Genomic DNA, 16,382 nt, shown 5'->3' with positions numbered 1-16,382 from the left:
TGCGTCCTCACTTCGTTCCGGGCGCATGACCCAACACTGCGATGCTGACGACCGGCCCAAGCCGCTTCGCTGGCCGGTCATGACACGCCCTGGTGCCAGGAGGCGTAGACGCGTTTGGGCACGACCATCCGCCACGCCTCGACGATCAGGTCGCGCAGCTCGTCGCCGCCGAGGTGGGACAGGTGCCCGCAGACCCAGTTGAACCGCAGGTCCGACGGCGGTGGCTGGAAGAACCGGGTGGGGTCGGTGGCGATGAGCGCGGCGCGCTCCTCCCTCGGGAACGCGAAGCCGAGCGTCGTCTCGTCCTGCGACAGCGCCAGGTAGACGATGCTGCCGACCCGGAACTTGACCCGGTCGCGGATCAGGTGCTCGGTGGTCCGCGGCAGGCTCATCGCCACGCCGCGCACCTCATCGACGGTGCCCATCCGCATATCGTGGCACGGCGACGGGCTCCGCTCGGGGCACCGAAACCTGCCCCTGTACCCAGGTCGGCCGCGGCGCGCACATCGACCCGAAGATGGATCGGCATAAATCCGGACAATAGGTTCCGGAAGTCGTTCGAACGGGTGACACCGACGTCACCGGCGCCGGTGGGCGTCGTTGCTGGGGGCAGCTAGGAGTCCCCCTGCCGAGCGAACGGACCGCAGCCATGAAACCGGGTATCGGTGGCGCGCACAGATCACGAGGCCGGATGCTCATGGCCTCGGCACCGCTCACACTGGCCGTCGCCGCGGCCGTCCTCGTCGGTGGACCCCCGCTCGGACTGCCCGCGAACCTCGCCGTGCTCGTCGCCGCCGCCGCGGCCACCACCCTGCACGCCGCCTGGCTGCTGCGCGCCGCCCTCGCCTCGCAGCCGCGCGGCACGGTGTTCAGCCTCGCCGCGCTCGCGTTGGGGGTGTTCACCGCCGGCGTCTCGGCCGTGGCCACGCCGGTCGCGGCCTACCTGGCGCCGGCCGCCGGCGTCGCGCTGCTCGCCGGTCTGCTGACACTGCCCGGCGTCACCGTCGGCACCGGAGGGGCGCTGCGCCGCGCCCTCGACGGGATCTGCGTCGCGCTGTGGAAGTTCCTGACGCTGCTGGTCCTCGTCCTGGAGCAGCAGGGCCACCCCAGCACCGCCGTCTTCATCACCTGCCTGCTCGGCGTCACCGGCATCACGATCGCCGTCGTGAGCGGGGTCCGTGCGCCGTTCCCGCGCTGGGCCGCCGTCACCGCCGCCGGCGGGGTGGCGCTGATCGTGCTCGGCCTGGCCGTCCTGCCGCTGCGCCCGGCCGGCGACGGCACCTGGCTGCTGGCTGCGGGCGGGCTGCTGGTGCTGGGCTCGGTGCTGGTCTGGGCCGGCGCCTGCCGCTGCGTGACCGCCGACCGCCGGCCGGGCCGCCCGGCGCTCGACGGCACCCTGATCGGCGACCCGCTGCTGGTCGCCCCGGTCCTCGCCGGTGCCGCCGCGGTGCTGTACGCGCTGTTCAGCCGCGGCCAGCTCGGCCTGACCGCGATGGTGATCGGCACCTGCGCGGTCCTGGCGGTCGCGGTGCGGGAGCTGCTCGAGGCGGTCGCGCTGCGCCGGTACAGCGGCCAGCTCGACGCGCAGGAGGCCACCTTCCGCACCCTGGTCGCCGGCTCCAGCGACGTGATCGTGGTGCTCGACCCGGACCTGTCGGTGCGGTGGCAGTCGGCCGCCGCGGCCCGCCAGTTCGGGTTGTCGGACCAGGAGGTCGTCGGGCGGCCGTTCCGGCAGCTCGTCCACCCCGACGACCTCGACCTCGTCGCGCCGGACCGGGCCGGGCCGCAGCCGGTGCGGGCCCGGATCCAGGACGGCTTCGGGGTGTGGCGCCCGGTCGAGGTCACCGTCACCGACGAACGCGGCAACCCCGAGGTCGACGGCGTCGTGGTGCACCTGCGGGACGCGAGCGCGCAACAGGAGCTGGAACACAGCCTGCAACGCACGATGCGGGTCGACCCGCTGACCGGAATGGCCAACCGCGGGACGCTGCTCGCGCAGCTCAACGAGGGCGGCGGATACCTGCTCACGATCGGCCTCGACGGGTTCGCCGGCGTCAACGCCCTGCACGGCTCCGACGTCGGCGACGCGATGCTCGTCCAGGTCGCCGCCCGCATCCGGGGCGCGGTCAACCACGGCGACGTCGCGGCGCGGCTCAACGGCGACGAGTTCGCGGTGTACACCCGGGTCGACCAGGTGCACGCGTTCACCCTCGCCACGCGGCTGCTCGGGGACCTCGGTGAGCCGTACCCGCTGCCCGGCGCCGAGCTGCAGCTGTCCGCGGGGATCGGGCTCGCCCCGGTCGGCGGTGGCGCGGAGGAGTCCCTGCGCCGCGCCGGGCTGGCGCTGCGGCGGGCGAAACGCGGCGGGCGGGGCAGGGTCGAGTGGCACGACGCCGCCGTCGAGGACGCCTACGTGCGGCGGGCCACGCTCGAGCAGCACCTGCCGCAGGCGGCGGAGCGCGGGGAGCTGGACCTCGCCTACCACCCCGTCTACGACCTGGTCGAGGGCCACCCGATCGGCGTCGAGGCGCTGCTGCGCTGGCGGCACCCGACCCTCGGCACCGTCCCGCCGAAGGAGGCCCTCGAGGTCGCGCGGGAGCTCGGGATCACCCGGGACATCCACGACTGGGTGCTCAACCGGGCCTGCCGCCAGCTGTCGTCCTGGCAGCACGAGGGGTACCGGCTGTGGATGTCGATCAACGTCGCCATCGACGACCTGGTCGCCGACGACTTCGCCGGCCGGTTGAGCCTGACCCTGGACAGCCACCAGATCGACCCGACGGACCTCGTCGTGGAGCTGTCGGAGCGCGAGCTCGGCGTCGACCTCGACCGGGCCGTCGAACCCCTCGCCACGGTGCGGGCGATCGGCGTGCGGACCGCGCTGGACGGCTTCGGCACCGGCGCGACGTCCCTGGCCCACCTGCGGCGCCTGCCGACGGACATGCTGAAGGTCGACGGCGCGCTGTTCGCGTCGCAACCGACACATGGACCGGCGGCACCGATCATCGACGTCGTGGTGCAGCTGGCACGGCGGCTCAACGTGACGGTCGTCGCCCACGGTCTGGAGGCGGAGCGGCACCTGGAGGTCGTGCGGAGCGCGGGCTGCCGCTACGGCCAGGGCCACTACTACGGCCCGCCCGCACCGGCGGAACGCATCGAGGCCGCGCTGGTGCGCCAGCGGACATGGTGACGGTGCTGTTCACTGCATCCTGGCGGTGACGGGCCGATCCCGGTGGACGTGCAGGACGCTGAACGTGATCGGCTGGTCGGGCTTGCCCTGCCAGCCGATCGCCAGGCGGAGCGTCTCGCGCGTCGACGGGAACAGCATCTTGCCGGTCGCGACGACGGGCAGCCCCAGCTTCGCCGGTTGCGCGCCGCGGTTCTTCAGGTTGCCGCCGACCACGTTGATCAGCTCGCCCATGGCGTCGGTGACGTCGCCGTCGGTGACCTCGTCGGGCTCCATGGCCAGCATCAGTCCGGTGATGTCGTTGGCGGCCGCAGCCGGCACGAGCACCCGCACGTGCCCCTCCCACGCACCGGTGATCGACACCGCGGCGGTGATCGGCCGCAGATCCAGCGCCGGCTCGTGATCCGTCGGCTGGGCGTCCGGCTGCTGCAGGTACGCGTCCCAGACCTCGTTGACGATCTCGACGAGATCCCGGTCGGCGAGGCCGGACTCGGTGAGCGAGGCGTCCACCATGCGCACTCCAGACGTCGTGGGGGGTGTACCTACACCGCATGGTGCCAGTCGAAAGTGGCAATCCCGCAGAAACCGGGTTTTTCGGTGCAGCCCGCTTCCGCCCGCAGCGGAATGCGCTCGCGGCGCTCGATGACGGTCGCGCGGTCGCCTAGGGTCGGCGCATGGAGCACAGCTCGCGGTTCCGCTATGACCGTCGCCCCGACGACGATCCGCCGGTCCCGCCGGCCCAGCATGCCCCCTGGCTCGACGAGCAGCTGTTCGGCCGCCGCATGGTGTTCCTGCGCGGCGTGATCGAGCCGGAGATGGCCGGCCGCGCCGCGGCGACCCTCCTCGCCCTCGACGCCATCGGCGCCGACCCGATCACGCTGCACCTGGCGGCGGAGGAGGGGCAGCTCGCGGCGGTGTTCACGCTCGTGGACGCGCTCGACGCGGTGCAGGCCCCGATCCACGCGACCGCGGTCGGGCAGATCGGCGGCGCCGCGATCGGCGTGTTCTGCGCGGCGCAGACCCGATCGGCGTTCGCGCATGCCCGCTTCCGGCTGTCCGAGCCGAAGGTGACCAGCCCCGGCGGCACCGCCGACCAGGTCGTCGCCGAGGCCGGTCGCTATCTGCGCGACCTGGAGGACCTGGTGCTGCGCATCGCCGCCGCGACCGGCCAGCCCCGCTCCCGGGTCGAGGACGACCTGTCCGCCGGCCGGGTCCTGTCCGCCGAGGAGGCCGTCGAATACGGTCTGATCTCCTCCATCACGACCCGGTAGTCTTGCCCGTGCGTGATCTACTGGGCTCGATCGCGCGGGACGAGAGGAACGCTGGGTGAGCAGCACGGAACACAGCCGGATCGACACCTCGGTCCCGCACCCGGCCCGGCGCTACAGCTACTGGCTCGGTGGCAAGGACCACTTCGCCGCCGACCGCGAGTCCGGCGACGCGATCGCCGCCGCGTTCCCCGCCGTGGTCGCCCTGGCCCGCGCCAACCGCGCGTTCCTGGGCCGCGCGGTGCGGTTCCTGGCCGAGTCCGGCGTTCACCAGTTCCTCGACCTCGGCACCGGCCTGCCCGCCCCGGACAACACCCACGAGGTCGCGCAGCGGATCACGCCCGAGTCCCGGGTGGTCTACGTCGACAACGACCCGATCGTGATGGTCCACGCCCGCGCGCTGTTGCAGGGCGACCCACGCGGCCGGACCGCGTACCTCGAGGCCGACGTCCGCGACCCCGCCGCCATCCTGGCGCACCCGAGCCTGCGCGAGACCCTCGACCTGGCCGCACCGGTCGGCGTCCTGCTGGTCACCACCCTGCACTTCGTCCACGACGACGCCCAGGTCGCCGCCGTGGTCCAGCACCTGCTCGACGCCGTGCCGTCCGGCAGCCACCTGGTCCTCACCCACGGCACGATGGACTTCAGCACCCCGGACGGCGTCGCCGCCTACGAGAAGATGTTCGCCGCCGGCGGCACCGACGTCCGCGCCCGCCCGAAGCACGCCATCGAGCAGTACCTCACCGGCCTCGAGATCGTCGAGCCCGGCATCGTCCCGGTCAGCGACTGGCGCCCCGACGCCTCCGCCGACCGCCCGGTCAGCGCCGACCTCCAGATCTACGGCGTGGTCGCCCGCAAGCCATAACTCCGTGGCCCCGCTGACGGACGACGACGACGAGCCACTGCCGCTCTGCGTCCAGGGCGGCCACCTGCGCCTCGAACCGGCCGTCGACGGTGACCAGGACTTCGACCCGGCGGAGGTGACCCGCCTGATCGGCCTCGAGCCCACCTGGACCCGGCACCGCCTCGACGACGGCGTCCCGCCCTACACGGCCTCCGGCTGGTGGATCGACCTGCCGAGGCGCGCCGAGTTCAACACCGAGGTCCTCGTCCGCGAAATCCTGGACATCATCGAACCGCACGCCTCCGGCCTGGCCCAGGCCCGCCGCCGCTTCGGCCTCTCCGCCGGCATCTACATCTGTGTCGAGGTCTACCAGATGCTGGGCTCGCCACGGCTCCAACTACCCGCCACCACCCTCCGCCGCCTGGCGGCGCTGGACGTCTGGCTGGACTGCGAGCAGGATCTCTTCTACTGACACCGGCCGCGTCGTACCTTGCGCAGCATCGACGGATTCGTCGCCACAACGGTCTCGACGGGAAGGTCAACGGGGGATGGACGCCAGGACCGAGGAGCTGCGGGACGCGCACGACGTGCTCTCGGAGTGGTACGCCAAGCATCTGGTCGGGGTGCTCGAGAGCATGCCGGTCGAGCGGGCGGTGCTCGACCTGTTCGCCGAGATGACCCTGGCCGTGGGCACGGAGGTCGTGGACGTGGGCTGCGGCACCGGACGCCTGCTGCCCTACCTCGCGGGCCGGGGCCTGTCGCCTCGCGGCGTGGATCTCTCGCCCGGCATGGTCGAGGTGGCACAGCGGGAACACCCGGGCTTCACATACGAGGTCGCCGACCTGCACGAGCTGCCGTTCGAGGACGCGTCGCTGGCCGGGGTGGTGTGCTGGTTCTCGCTGATCTTCCTGGCACCGGACGCCCGGGTGCCGGCCTTCGCCGAACTCGCCCGGGTGGTGAAGCCCGGCGGATACCTGGTGACAGCCTTCAAGCACGGCGATGGCACCGTGCACCGGAACGCTCCCGGCAGCCGCGTCGAGAGCCTCGGCATCGACTTCGACCGGTACTGGCTCTCGGCCCGGGAGATGGAGGACCGCTTCGCCGCGGCCGGGTTCACACTGATCTTCCAGGGCAGCACGCCCGCCGAAGCGCCAGAGCCGCCATACGGGTACCTGCTGGTCCGCAAGACCGGCTCCGCCTGAGCCCGGATCGCGTCCGCGGGTCCGGGGCCCGCGGGTGTGCTCCGCTGAAAACGGCGTGGGCGGGGCGGCCCGAGGGAAGCCGCCCCGCCAGGGTGTCTGCTCACGTCTCCGCTGTCGGCCGCGCCACCGTGAGCGAAGCCGGGAACTGATCGCCGGGCGTGGATGAAGGCCACAGAAAACCGGACACCATTTCGTCGTACTGTACGGTTATGCTCCCCGCCGGGAGTCGGTGATCACGCGCCGGCTACACGGGGAGGAAGCGCTGTGCGCACATTCAGGAAGCTCGGGGCCGCGGTCGTCGTGACCGTCACGCTTGCGCTCGCAGGGGCGTGCGGCGGCACGGGCGAGGACAAGACGGCGGCGGGCAGCAGCGGGAAGCCGTCGACGGCACCGTCGCTGTCGCCGGCCGACGCGCTGACGGCGTCGGTGAAGGACATCGGCAGCACGCCGTATGCGTTCTCGCTCAAGGCCGACACGTTCAAGCTCACCGGATCGGTCGACGCCACGAACAGCAAGCTGCTGGTCAACGCCTCGATGGAGATCTTGACCGTGGAGGTCGCGACCGAGGGCCGGGTCGACGGCAAGGACTGGTTCATCAAGCAGAGCCAGGGTCCGGACGCATTCGAGAACAAGTGGGTGCACCTGGACCCGGCCAAGCTGAAGGAAGGCTCGGTCGCGTTCGGCGTCGAGGACGTCAAGGACCCGGCCGGGATCAAGGCGTTGGTCGGTGCGATGACCGCCACGGAGAAGACCGCGGACGGCACGATCAAGGGCACGCTCGATCTCGCCAAGATCGAGGACGTGCTGCTGTACGTCGACCCGACCGTCGTGATGGACGTCCCCGACAAGGTCAAGGCGCTGCCGTTCCAGGCGAAGCTGGACAGCAGCGGCCGGCTGGCGGGCCTCACCTTCGAGGTCCCCGGCACCGACGGTGACCCGGCGACGCCGGTGGCGTATGCCTTCACCGACTGGGGCAAGGCCGTCGCGGTCGAGAAGCCCGCCGGCGCCATCGAGGCCACCGACGAGATCTACAAGTACTTCAACCTGGAGCGGTAACCACGAGCCGGGAGGCCGGCCCGAACCGGCGCTGCGAAGTCAGCGGCCGAGGCCGGCCTCCCGGGCCCGGACGATCGCCTCGGAACGGTCCGCGACCTGGAGTTTCGCGAACACGTTCGAGACGTTGTTGCGGACCGTCTTCTGCGACAGGAACAGCGTCTGCGCGATCTGTGCGTTGGAGCGGCCGGCGGCGAGCAGTTCGAGGATCTCCCGCTCGCGGGCGGTGAGCTCCGGGAAGGCCGTGGTCGCCGTCGGCGGGCCGGCGGCGAAGAACTCGGCGATGCGGCGGGCGAGGGTCGCGCCGAAGACCGCGCCGCCGGAGGCGACGGTGTTGATGGCGCGGACGATCTCCTCCTGCTCGGCGCCCTTGACCAGGTAGCCGCGGGCGCCGGCGCGGACCGCGCTGAAGACGGTGCCGTCGTCCTCGGACATGGTGAGCACGACCACGCCGACCGAGGGGGCTTCGGTGGCGAGGCGGCGGGTCGCCTCGATGCCGTTGAGGTCGGGCATCTGCACGTCCATGACGACGACGTCGGGCAGGAGTTCGACCGCGAGGGTCACCGCCTCGGCGCCGGTGGCCGCGGTGCCGACGACGTCGATGCCCTCCACCGACCCGAGCAGCACGGCAAGGCCGTCGCGGAAGATCGGGTGGTCGTCGGCGACCAGCACTCTGACGGGCTCATCGGCCATCGGACACCTCCTGAACGGCGCGGGCCGCTGATCCTAACGGCAATGTGGCCCGCACGGTGGTGCCGCCGGACGGCGGGCACTCGATCTCGCACCGGCCGCCGAGCTCCGCGGCCCGTTCCCGCAACGAGATCAGCCCGACCCCCGACGGCGTCCCCACCGCGATCCCACCCCCGTCATCCACCACCGAAACCACCAAATTGTCGGAAACAACGGAAAAATCAACCACACATAGCCCGGCCCGAGCATGCTTCGACACGTTCGTCAGCGCCTCCGACGCGATCCGGTACGCCGCGACCTCCACCGCCGCCGCCAGACCGAGCGCCAGCGAACCCGTCACGCGGATGGTCAGCGAAGGCGTCCGCAGGCGGTCCGCGACCTGGTCCACGGCGCCGATCAGGCCGACGTCGTCGAGCGCCGGTGGGCGCAGGTCGTGCACGAGACGCCGCACGTCGGCGAGGGCCGAAGACACGTCCTCCCGGGCCTGCCGCAACACCTCGTCCGCCCGCGCCGGCGAAGCGGCAAGCAGGTTGCGCGCGGTGTCGATGCGCAGCGCCACCCCGCCGAGCGCCGGGCCGAGGCCGTCGTGCAGGTCGCGGCGGACCCGGCGGCGCTCCTCCTCGCGCGCCCCGACCAGGCGCTCCCGGCTGTGCTGCAGCTCGGCGGCGAGATGGCTGGAGCGGGCCGCGGCCGCGGCCTGCCGGACCACGTCCGCGAGGAGCCGCTCGTCCCGCGGCGACAGCACGGTGCGGGGACCGCCGGCCGGCAGGATCAGCCGGCCCACCGTCTCGCCACGGTACGTGATGGGCAACGTCTGCGTGTCCGGCACCGCGGTGCCGTGCTCGGCGAGCAGCGTCGAGTCCCCGCCGCGGTGGACCTCGACCGCCACATACGGCGCGTTGAACGCCTCGGCAACGCTGCGCGCGACGGCCAGGAGCTGGTCCTCGGGGCTGTCGGTGCGCTCCAGCTGCTCGGCCAGCCCGGACACGACCCGGTACGGATCGTGCCGGCGGCCCAGCACGACCCGCTGCACGAGTTGCCAGAGGCGGTGCCGCAGCGGGCCGTACACGAGCATCACGACGAGCAGCCCGGCCAGTGCCGCGCCCTGCTCGCCGAGCAGGGTCGTCGCCGCGGCGAGCAGGACCGCGTCGACGGCGACCACGAGGGTGGCCAGGGCGCCGTAGAGCACGGTGCCGCCCAGCAGCCGGTCGATGTCGACGAGGCGCGGGCGCAGGATGCCGATCGCGATGGCGCCGCCGGTGACCACGATCGCCACGACCAGGCCGAGCGACAGCGCCGACTGGGGCAGCAGCAGCGCCGAGAGCATGACCAGCACGTCGACGACCCCGGCCCAGACGAGCCACCGCATGCGGGTCTTCGCCAGGCCGGAAGCTTGCCGGTACCGGCGGAAAACGACGACGAACGGCACCAGCAGGCTCAACGGCAGCGCCGCGTAGCCGATCCGGAGCAGGACCGTCCAGACGCCGTCGGGCAAGGGGATGCCCAGCAGGTCGGCGGACAGGTGTTCCAGCGGGCCGGCGTCCCCGGCACCGGCGATGCGGGCCGGCACGAAGAGCAGCGTGAGCGGCAGGATCGCGGTGCAGCCGAGGCTGATGTACGCGGCCCAGCGCCAGCGGCCGGCCGGTGGGCGGCCGTCCGGGTAGAAGACCAGCAGCAGCGGCAGCGAGAACAGCAGCGACGCGCCGAGCCGCTGATACAGCCACCAGGTGACGGTCGCGCCGGGCAGCCACGGGTCCTGCGCGGTCGCGTAGCTGGCCCACTCGGCGCTGGTGCCGTCGGCGGCCCAGTGCAGGCCGGTGACGCAGAGGATCCAGGCGACCGGGTTGCGGGGGACCTTGCGGACCAGCAGCGCGCCCGGCACCGCGAGGGCCAGCCCGGCGAGGCCGGAGATCCAGCCCGGCTCGACGCCGTCGGCGGCCCGCCGGTCCGCGCCCAGTGCCACCTCCAGGACGATCGAGGCGACCGTCGCGGCCAGCGTGAGCAGGACGAACAGGCCGCCGGCGAGGGTGGGGAGCCGGGTGCGCATGCCGTCATCGTGTCAGCCGGGCAGTCCCGTCGTCCCGAGGCAGCTGTCCCGACCTGTCCGGGACATGTTCCGGGCCGCGTTCAGGGCGCCGGGCCCTGCCGCCCGGGTCGCCGTGGGACGCAGGATTCTCGGCATACCCGGCGAGCCTGCGCCGTTCACATAAAGGACCTGCCATGTCGATCCGCACCGAACCCGTCCCCGCCCGCACCGACGTCCTCACCGGTCAGCCGGCACCGGCCGCCATCTCCGTCCGAGGGGTCCGGGCCCTGGGCCTCGCCCTGACCGCCGGCACGCTGTCGTGGGCGACGAGCATGTTCACCGTCGGCAACAACCCGACGGACTCGCTGGGCCTGACCATCACCGACACCACCGGCGGGCTGTTCCAGCTGGGGCTGTTCGCCCTGCTGGCGATCCAGGTCCGGACCCGCGCGACCGGCCTGACCAAGGTCGCCAAGGGCATGCTGGTCGTCGAGCACGTCCTGCTCGCCGTCGCCACCCTGTGGAGCTTCCTGCACGCGGTCCCGGCCCTGCGCGACGCGGCGTGGCTGATCCCGATGGACATCTTCTGGCCGCTGTCGATGCTCGGCATGGCCGTCATCGGCGTGAAGATCGCGTTCGCGGGCCGCTGGAAGGGTGCCGCCCGGGTGTGGCCGACCGTCGCGGAGAGCTGGGCCGTGGTCACCGTCCCCGCGTTCGGGATCTTCGGCTCGCCGGTGGCGGACTACATCGGCGGCGCGCACCTGCTCATCGGCTACGTCGCGCTGGGCGTCATCCTGATGCTGCGCCCGCAGCTGACCGGCGCCCGGGCCTGACCTTCACCCGGGGTCTGAGGTTCACCCGGGGTCTGAGCTTCACCCGGGGTCTGAGGTTCCCCGGGGTCTGAGGTTCACCCGCACACGAAGCCCTTGCCGGTCTCGGCGAGGGCTTCCTGCATGACCGCGGTCAGCGTGGCGCCGCCGGTGCGGTCCGGATACGCCTGCACGGCGACCCGCAGCGACGTCAGGAAAGCCGCCGCCATCAGCCGGGCCCGGATCGGCGCCGCGACCCCACGGGCGGTCAGCTCCGCGGTGAGGTCGTCCTCCATCGCGGTGTACGTGGTGACCTGCTGCGCGGCGAGCGCCGGGTGCCGCCGCACCAGCCGGACCTGCGCGATCCACCCGGGGTCACGGGTGCCGAAGTCCTGGAACACCTCGACGGCGGCGGCGGTCAGCACCGGCCACGGCGCGTCGCTCTCCGGCCGGGACCGCACCGCGTCCAGCAGCAGCCGCATGCGGGCCAGGTCGCCGTAGAGGAGGGCCTCCTCCTTGTTGGCGAAGTAGTTGGAGAACGTCCGCCGCGACACCTCGGCGGCGTCCGCGATCGCCTCGACGGTGACCCGGTCCGGGCCGTGCTCGATCGCCAGCCGGACGGCCGCTTCGTGCAGGGCCTGCCGGGTGGCGGACTTCTTGCGTTCGCGCAGCCCGGTGCTCACGCTCCGAATGTTACCCACTTCTCACCGGGCAAACTTGCGCATTGGGCAACTTTTTCAGATGCTTGTACAAGGCAAGTATCTGGGAGGTGTACCGGTGGAGCTGCGCGACGAGCTGTCCGGGCTGATGAAGGTCCTCCGCGTGCTCAAACAGCAGCGGCATCCGGTCCTGCCGAGCGGGACCGTCGGGCTGCTGCTGGCGATCGAGCGCGGCGGGCGGCTGAAGGACGTCGCGGCGACCTGCGCCCTGGACCAGTCCACGACCAGCCGGGCGGTCAGTGCCGCCTCGCAGGCCGGACTCGTCCGGCGGGTGCCCGACCCGCACGACGGGCGGGCCAGCATCCTCGAGCTCACCGACGCCGGCCGGGCCACCCTCGCCGAGGCCGTCACCTGGTACGACGCCCTGCTCGCCGACGCCCTGCGCGACTGGACCAGCGCGGACGTCGAGCAGTTCGGCGCCTACCTGCGGCGCTTCACCACCGCGCTGCACGACACGTCTCTGCACAGCACGTCTCTGCACGGCACGTCTCTGGAGGCACAACGATGAGTCAGACCAAGACCGAGGAGCCGATGTCGCATCGGCAGATCCTCGAGGCGCTGAGCGGACTGCTGCTCGTGCTGTTCGTGGCGATGGTGAGCTCCACCATCGTCTCCACCGCCCTGCCGAAGATCATCGGGGCGCTCAACGGCACGCAGGGCCAGTACACCTGGGTCGTCACCGCGACCCTGCTCACCGCGACCGCCTCCACCCCGATCTGGGGCAAGCTCTCCGACCTGTACAGCAAGAAGCTCCTCGTCCAGATCTCCATCGTGATCTTCGTCGTCGGCTCGATCGTCGCCGGCCTGGCCCAGAACGCCGGCGAGCTGATCGCCGCCCGCGCCTTCCAGGGCATCGGCGTCGGCGGCCTGCAGGCACTCGTCCAGGTCGTCATCGCCGCGATGATCCCGCCGCGGGAGCGTGGCCGGTACAACGGCTACCTCGGCGGCGTCATGGCCGTCGCGACCGTCGGCGGCCCCCTCCTCGGCGGCGTCATCGTGGACACCTCGTGGCTCGGCTGGCGCTGGTGCTTCTTCGTCGGCGTGCCGATCGCCGTCATCGCGCTCATCGTCCTGCAGAAGACCCTGCACGTCGCCACGCTGCGCCGCGACAACGTCCGCATCGACTACCTCGGCGCCTCGCTCATCGCCGCCGGCGTGAGCACCCTGCTCATCTGGGTCTCGTTCGTCGACGGCTCGTTCGCGTGGCTGTCCTGGCAGACCTTCGCCATGGTCGGCGCCGGCCTGGTCCTGCTCGCCCTCGCCGTCCTGGTCGAGGCCCGCGCCGCCGAGCCCGTCGTCCCGCTGGACATCGTGCGGCAGCGCACCACCGCCCTGTCGATCGTCGCCAGCCTCGCCGTCGGCATGGCCATGTTCGGCGGCGCCGTCTTCCTCGGCCAGTACTTCCAGATCGGCCGCGGCTACACCCCGACCGAGGCCGGCCTGCTGACCATCCCGCTGATGGCGGGTGTCCTCGGCGCCTCGATCGTCGTCGGCCGCCTGATCACCCGCTCCGGCAACATCAAGCCGTACATCGTCGCCGGCACCGTCGTCCTCGTCCTCGGCTTCGCGGCCCTGGCCACCATCGACCACGAGACGTCCCTCGTCTTCGTCGGCGCGGCCATGCTCCTCGTCGGCATCGGCGTCGGCTCCTCCATGCAGAACCTCGTCCTCGCCGTGCAGAACACCGTCCCCCTGAAGGACATCGGCGCGGCAAGCTCGACGATCGCCTTCTTTCGCTCCCTCGGCGGCACGATCGGCGTCTCGGTCCTCGGCGCCGTCCTCGCCCGCCGTGTCACCGAGAACATCGCGCACGGTCTGGCCGCCGCGGGTGCACCGGCCGGCGCCGGCTCCAGCGGCACCAGCAACCTCAACCTCAACGCCCTCCCGCCCGCGATGCAACACATCGTCCGGGCCGCTTACGGCGATGCGACCGGCCACATCTTCCTCATCTCGGCCGGCATCGCGATCGTCGGCGTGATCGCGGCGGCACTGATGAAGCCGACCGCCCTGCGCAGCACCCTCGACCTGACCGCCCCGACCGAACCCGAGAAGGTCCCGGCGACCACCCGCTGAGCAGACACCCTGGCGGGGCGGCTTCCCTCGGAGCCGCCCCGCCCACGCCGTTTCACAGCAGCACGCACGCCCGATGCCGCAGGAGATCCTCGGCCAGCTCCTCGACCAGAGTGGTGGCACCGACCGCACGCAGCGCCTCCGCCACCATGCCCGGCACGCCGTCCGGCACCCCGTGATCCCCGACCGCCGGCAGCGCCGTCAGCAGGTGCACCGGCTCCAGCGGCAGCAGGGCCCACGGCAGCCCCGGGCCCGCCTGCCACCCACCGTCCTCGTCAGCGAGCCGGCGCACCGCGGCCCGCACCTCGGCGTCCAGCAGCCAGTCGTCGTCCCGGCGTGTGGCTTCGATCACCGCCGGGTAGGACCAGCGCTGGAACGGGGGCCTGGTGTCCGGCCGGCGGAGGTAGGTTGCAGGGGTGTCGCAGTCCGCGCTGGTGCCCGATGACTTCGTCGTTCCTCACGAGCTCGTGACCGGTCGGTTCCGCCTGGAGCCGCTCGGCCCGCAGCACAACGAGCGTGACCACGCGGCGTGGACCGGCAGCATCGAGCACATCCGGGCGACGCCCGGGTTCGACAGCGGGACCTGGCCGCCGGTCGAGGGCATGTCCCTGGAGCGCAACCTCGCCGACCTGGAGCGCCACGCGGCGGACTTCGCGCGGCGGACGGGCTTCACGTATTCGGTCATCGGGGTGCCCGGCGGGGACGTCATCGGGTGCGTGTACATCTACCCGGCGCGCGACGAGGGTTCGGTCGTGGAGGTCCACTCGTGGGTCAGCGCCGGCCGGGCCGAGCTCGACGGGCCGCTCCACGAGGCAGTCACCCGATGGCTCGCCGCGGACTGGCCGTTCACCGAGGTCCGATACGCGGCCAGGTAGGCAGGTGTAGGGCAGGTCGGTCAGCGCGCGAGGAACAGGATGCCGACGGCCAGGGTCAGGTCCAGCACGCCGCACCACTCGGCGAACGAGCGGGCGACAACGGCGTTCGCGCGCCAGTGGGCGGCGTCCCAGGCGGCGTGGGCCAGCAGGCCGGCGGCGACGAGGTAGCGGCCCAGGTCGGTGGGGACCGACAGGGCGGCCACGCCGACCGCGAGGAACACGAGGCCGGCCGGTGCCTGCAGGGCGGGCAGGCCCCGGCGGCGCAGCTGCCCGCCGAAGAGGCCCACCGCGGTCAACGCGACCGCGAGGACGACCAGGGACGGCCACGGGTCGATGTCCAGGAGGCGCTGGACCGCGACGACGCCCACCAGGGCGAAGAGCACCGGCCAGGTGGCGCGGGGGCGGTCGACGACGGTGATGAAGAGGTACCCGGCGGCGGCCACGGCGAGCAGGAACGCGTATTCGAGGCCGTCGCCGGCGTCCCAGAGGCTGATGGCGGCCCAGGCGAGCGCGAGCCAGGTGGGCCAGCGGTGACCGATCGCCGACGCGACAGAGGTTGATGACATGGCCACACCATCCGGGCTGGGGACACGGCGGGCCAGACCAGCGTCGCGGCAGGTCCGAAACTCTGGGATGTGGGTCCGTTCGGACTACACTGCCGGCGTATGGAGACCCGGCCGGTCGCCGTTGTCGGGTACGACGGTGCGGAGCTGCTCGACATCGCCTGCGTGACGACGACGTTCGGCATGGCGAACGTGATCGGCGGGCTGCGCAGGCCGTACCGGATCATCGTGGTCAGTCCGGGAGGGCTGCCGATCACCTGCGGGCCCGGGGTGGTGCTGCACAGCGCGCAGGCGCTCGAGCGGCTCACCGAACCGCTCGACACCGTGATCGTCTCGGGCGGGATCGGTCATGCCGGCGCGGCCGCGAACCCGTTGCTCGTCGCCCACGTGCGGCGGCTGGCCAGGCTCAGCCGGCGGGTCGCGTCGGTGTGCACGGGTGCGACGATCCTCGCCGCCACGGGCCTGCTCGACGGCCGGCGCGCGACCACGCACTGGCGGTTCGCCGACGCGCTGGCCGCGCAGTACCCCGGCGTCACCGTCGATCCGGATCCGATCTACATCCGGGACGGGGAGATCTCGACCGCGGCCGGCGTCACCAGCGCCCTGGACCTGGCGCTGGCCTTCGTCGAGGAGGACCACGGCATCGAGCTGGCCCGGCTGCTCGCCCGCGACCTGGTGACCTACCTGCAGCGGCCCGGCAACCAGGCGCAGATGAGCCTGTTCACCGCCGCGCCGCCGCCCGACCACGCCACCGTCCGGGGCGTCGTGGACCACATCAACGCGGCGCTCGACGGTGATCTCAGCACGACCAGCCTGGCCCGGGTCGCCGGGGTGAGCCCGCGCCACCTCACGCGGCTCTTCCTGACGAACCTCGGGCAGACGCCGGGCCGCTACGTGCGGGACGTCCGCACGGCGGCGGCCGCGCATCTCCTGCTCACCACCGCGCTGCCGCTGCCGGGCGTCGCGGCCCGGTGCGGGCTCGGCTCGGCCGAGACGCTGCGCGCCGCGTTCCTGCGGCGCTACGGCATCGCCCCGTCCCGCTACCGGGCCATCCACGAAGGCTGAGGCCGCCGGGC

At 72.5% G+C, this 16,382-nt stretch carries 18 protein-coding genes; 11 read left to right on the top strand and 7 right to left on the bottom strand.

Translation table 11 applies throughout. The features are described from left to right. Positions 1-77: 77 nt before the first annotated feature. Complete coding sequence (locus tag Dsi01nite_RS45560) at positions 78-425, bottom strand: MmcQ/YjbR family DNA-binding protein (RefSeq protein WP_203852701.1); 348 nt, start codon at positions 423-425, stop codon at positions 78-80. A 266-nt stretch (positions 426-691) separates the two neighbouring features. Between Dsi01nite_RS45560 and Dsi01nite_RS45555 the strand changes: the two genes are divergently transcribed. After that, positions 692-3,190: a putative bifunctional diguanylate cyclase/phosphodiesterase gene (locus Dsi01nite_RS45555; protein ID WP_203852700.1), complete on the top strand. Its 2,499-nt coding sequence runs from the start codon at positions 692-694 to the stop codon at positions 3,188-3,190. Between the two features lie 9 nt (positions 3,191-3,199). Here Dsi01nite_RS45555 and Dsi01nite_RS45550 read toward each other — a convergent pair whose 3' ends face one another. Then, positions 3,200-3,700, bottom strand: a complete 501-nt coding sequence (locus tag Dsi01nite_RS45550) for a chemotaxis protein CheX (protein WP_203852699.1) — start codon at positions 3,698-3,700, stop codon at positions 3,200-3,202. Between the two features lie 161 nt (positions 3,701-3,861). Between Dsi01nite_RS45550 and Dsi01nite_RS45545 the strand changes: the two genes are divergently transcribed. From Dsi01nite_RS45545 to Dsi01nite_RS45525, 5 genes are all read left to right on the top strand, one after another. Further along, positions 3,862-4,458 (top strand): ATP-dependent Clp protease proteolytic subunit, encoded by a 597-nt coding sequence (locus tag Dsi01nite_RS45545; RefSeq protein WP_203852698.1) that lies wholly within the window; start codon positions 3,862-3,864, stop codon positions 4,456-4,458. Positions 4,459-4,513: 55 nt separating this feature from the next. Next, positions 4,514-5,320 (top strand): SAM-dependent methyltransferase, encoded by an 807-nt coding sequence (locus Dsi01nite_RS45540; protein ID WP_239136704.1) that lies wholly within the window; start codon positions 4,514-4,516, stop codon positions 5,318-5,320. A gap of 4 nt (positions 5,321-5,324) precedes the next feature. Continuing rightward, on the top strand, positions 5,325-5,771 hold the full coding sequence (locus tag Dsi01nite_RS45535) for a DUF4279 domain-containing protein (RefSeq protein WP_203852697.1): 447 nt from the start codon (positions 5,325-5,327) through the stop codon (positions 5,769-5,771). Positions 5,772-5,847: 76 nt separating this feature from the next. Further along, positions 5,848-6,501 carry a class I SAM-dependent DNA methyltransferase gene (locus Dsi01nite_RS45530; protein ID WP_203852696.1) on the top strand — a complete coding sequence of 218 codons (654 nt, stop codon included), beginning with the start codon at positions 5,848-5,850 and terminating at the stop codon, positions 6,499-6,501. 264 nt (positions 6,502-6,765) lie between these two features. Then, positions 6,766-7,557 carry a hypothetical protein gene (locus Dsi01nite_RS45525; RefSeq protein ID WP_203852695.1) on the top strand — a complete coding sequence of 264 codons (792 nt, stop codon included), beginning with the start codon at positions 6,766-6,768 and terminating at the stop codon, positions 7,555-7,557. 39 nt (positions 7,558-7,596) lie between these two features. Here the strand turns inward: Dsi01nite_RS45525 and Dsi01nite_RS45520 are convergent, their stop codons facing one another. Together Dsi01nite_RS45520 and Dsi01nite_RS45515 are read right to left on the bottom strand one after the other, a co-directional pair. Next, positions 7,597-8,247 (bottom strand): response regulator, encoded by a 651-nt coding sequence (locus Dsi01nite_RS45520; protein ID WP_203852694.1) that lies wholly within the window; start codon positions 8,245-8,247, stop codon positions 7,597-7,599. Further along, the gene (locus tag Dsi01nite_RS45515) at positions 8,237-10,291 is read right to left on the bottom strand and encodes a sensor histidine kinase (protein WP_203852693.1); all 2,055 of its coding nucleotides are present in this window, start codon (positions 10,289-10,291) and stop codon (positions 8,237-8,239) included. The genes Dsi01nite_RS45520 and Dsi01nite_RS45515 overlap by 11 nt, the downstream gene beginning before the upstream one ends. A 173-nt stretch (positions 10,292-10,464) precedes the next feature. On the opposite strand from Dsi01nite_RS45515, the gene Dsi01nite_RS45510 reads away from it, so the two are divergent. Continuing rightward, positions 10,465-11,103, top strand: coding sequence for a hypothetical protein (locus Dsi01nite_RS45510; protein WP_203852692.1), 639 nt, complete (start codon positions 10,465-10,467; stop codon positions 11,101-11,103). Between the two features lie 74 nt (positions 11,104-11,177). Here the strand turns inward: Dsi01nite_RS45510 and Dsi01nite_RS45505 are convergent, their stop codons facing one another. After that, positions 11,178-11,762, bottom strand: coding sequence for a TetR/AcrR family transcriptional regulator (locus Dsi01nite_RS45505; protein ID WP_203852691.1), 585 nt, complete (start codon positions 11,760-11,762; stop codon positions 11,178-11,180). 94 nt (positions 11,763-11,856) lie between these two features. Between Dsi01nite_RS45505 and Dsi01nite_RS45500 the strand changes: the two genes are divergently transcribed. Together Dsi01nite_RS45500 and Dsi01nite_RS45495 are read left to right on the top strand one after the other, a co-directional pair. Further along, the gene (locus Dsi01nite_RS45500; protein WP_203852690.1) at positions 11,857-12,306 is read left to right on the top strand and encodes a MarR family winged helix-turn-helix transcriptional regulator; all 450 of its coding nucleotides are present in this window, start codon (positions 11,857-11,859) and stop codon (positions 12,304-12,306) included. Next, complete coding sequence (locus tag Dsi01nite_RS45495; RefSeq protein ID WP_203852689.1) at positions 12,303-13,871, top strand: MDR family MFS transporter; 1,569 nt, start codon at positions 12,303-12,305, stop codon at positions 13,869-13,871. Before Dsi01nite_RS45500 ends, Dsi01nite_RS45495 begins: the two co-directional genes overlap by 4 nt. A gap of 52 nt (positions 13,872-13,923) precedes the next feature. Here the strand turns inward: Dsi01nite_RS45495 and Dsi01nite_RS45490 are convergent, their stop codons facing one another. Then, positions 13,924-14,220 carry a hypothetical protein gene (locus Dsi01nite_RS45490; protein ID WP_203852688.1) on the bottom strand — a complete coding sequence of 99 codons (297 nt, stop codon included), beginning with the start codon at positions 14,218-14,220 and terminating at the stop codon, positions 13,924-13,926. Between the two features lie 64 nt (positions 14,221-14,284). Between Dsi01nite_RS45490 and Dsi01nite_RS45485 the strand changes: the two genes are divergently transcribed. Continuing rightward, the gene (locus Dsi01nite_RS45485; protein WP_203852687.1) at positions 14,285-14,743 is read left to right on the top strand and encodes a GNAT family N-acetyltransferase; all 459 of its coding nucleotides are present in this window, start codon (positions 14,285-14,287) and stop codon (positions 14,741-14,743) included. A gap of 20 nt (positions 14,744-14,763) precedes the next feature. On the opposite strand, the gene Dsi01nite_RS45480 is transcribed toward Dsi01nite_RS45485, so the two are convergent. Next, the gene (locus Dsi01nite_RS45480) at positions 14,764-15,309 is read right to left on the bottom strand and encodes a hypothetical protein (protein WP_203852686.1); all 546 of its coding nucleotides are present in this window, start codon (positions 15,307-15,309) and stop codon (positions 14,764-14,766) included. 99 nt (positions 15,310-15,408) lie between these two features. Here Dsi01nite_RS45480 and Dsi01nite_RS45475 point away from each other — a divergent pair, with 99 nt between their 5' ends. Continuing rightward, the gene (locus Dsi01nite_RS45475; RefSeq protein WP_203852685.1) at positions 15,409-16,371 is read left to right on the top strand and encodes a GlxA family transcriptional regulator; all 963 of its coding nucleotides are present in this window, start codon (positions 15,409-15,411) and stop codon (positions 16,369-16,371) included. Positions 16,372-16,382 lie beyond the last annotated feature (11 nt).

The sequence above is a fragment of the Dactylosporangium siamense genome, from assembly GCF_016862795.1.
GTDB lineage: Bacteria > Actinomycetota > Actinomycetes > Mycobacteriales > Micromonosporaceae > Dactylosporangium > Dactylosporangium siamense.
This window is presented reverse-complemented; position numbering and strand designations above follow the sequence as displayed.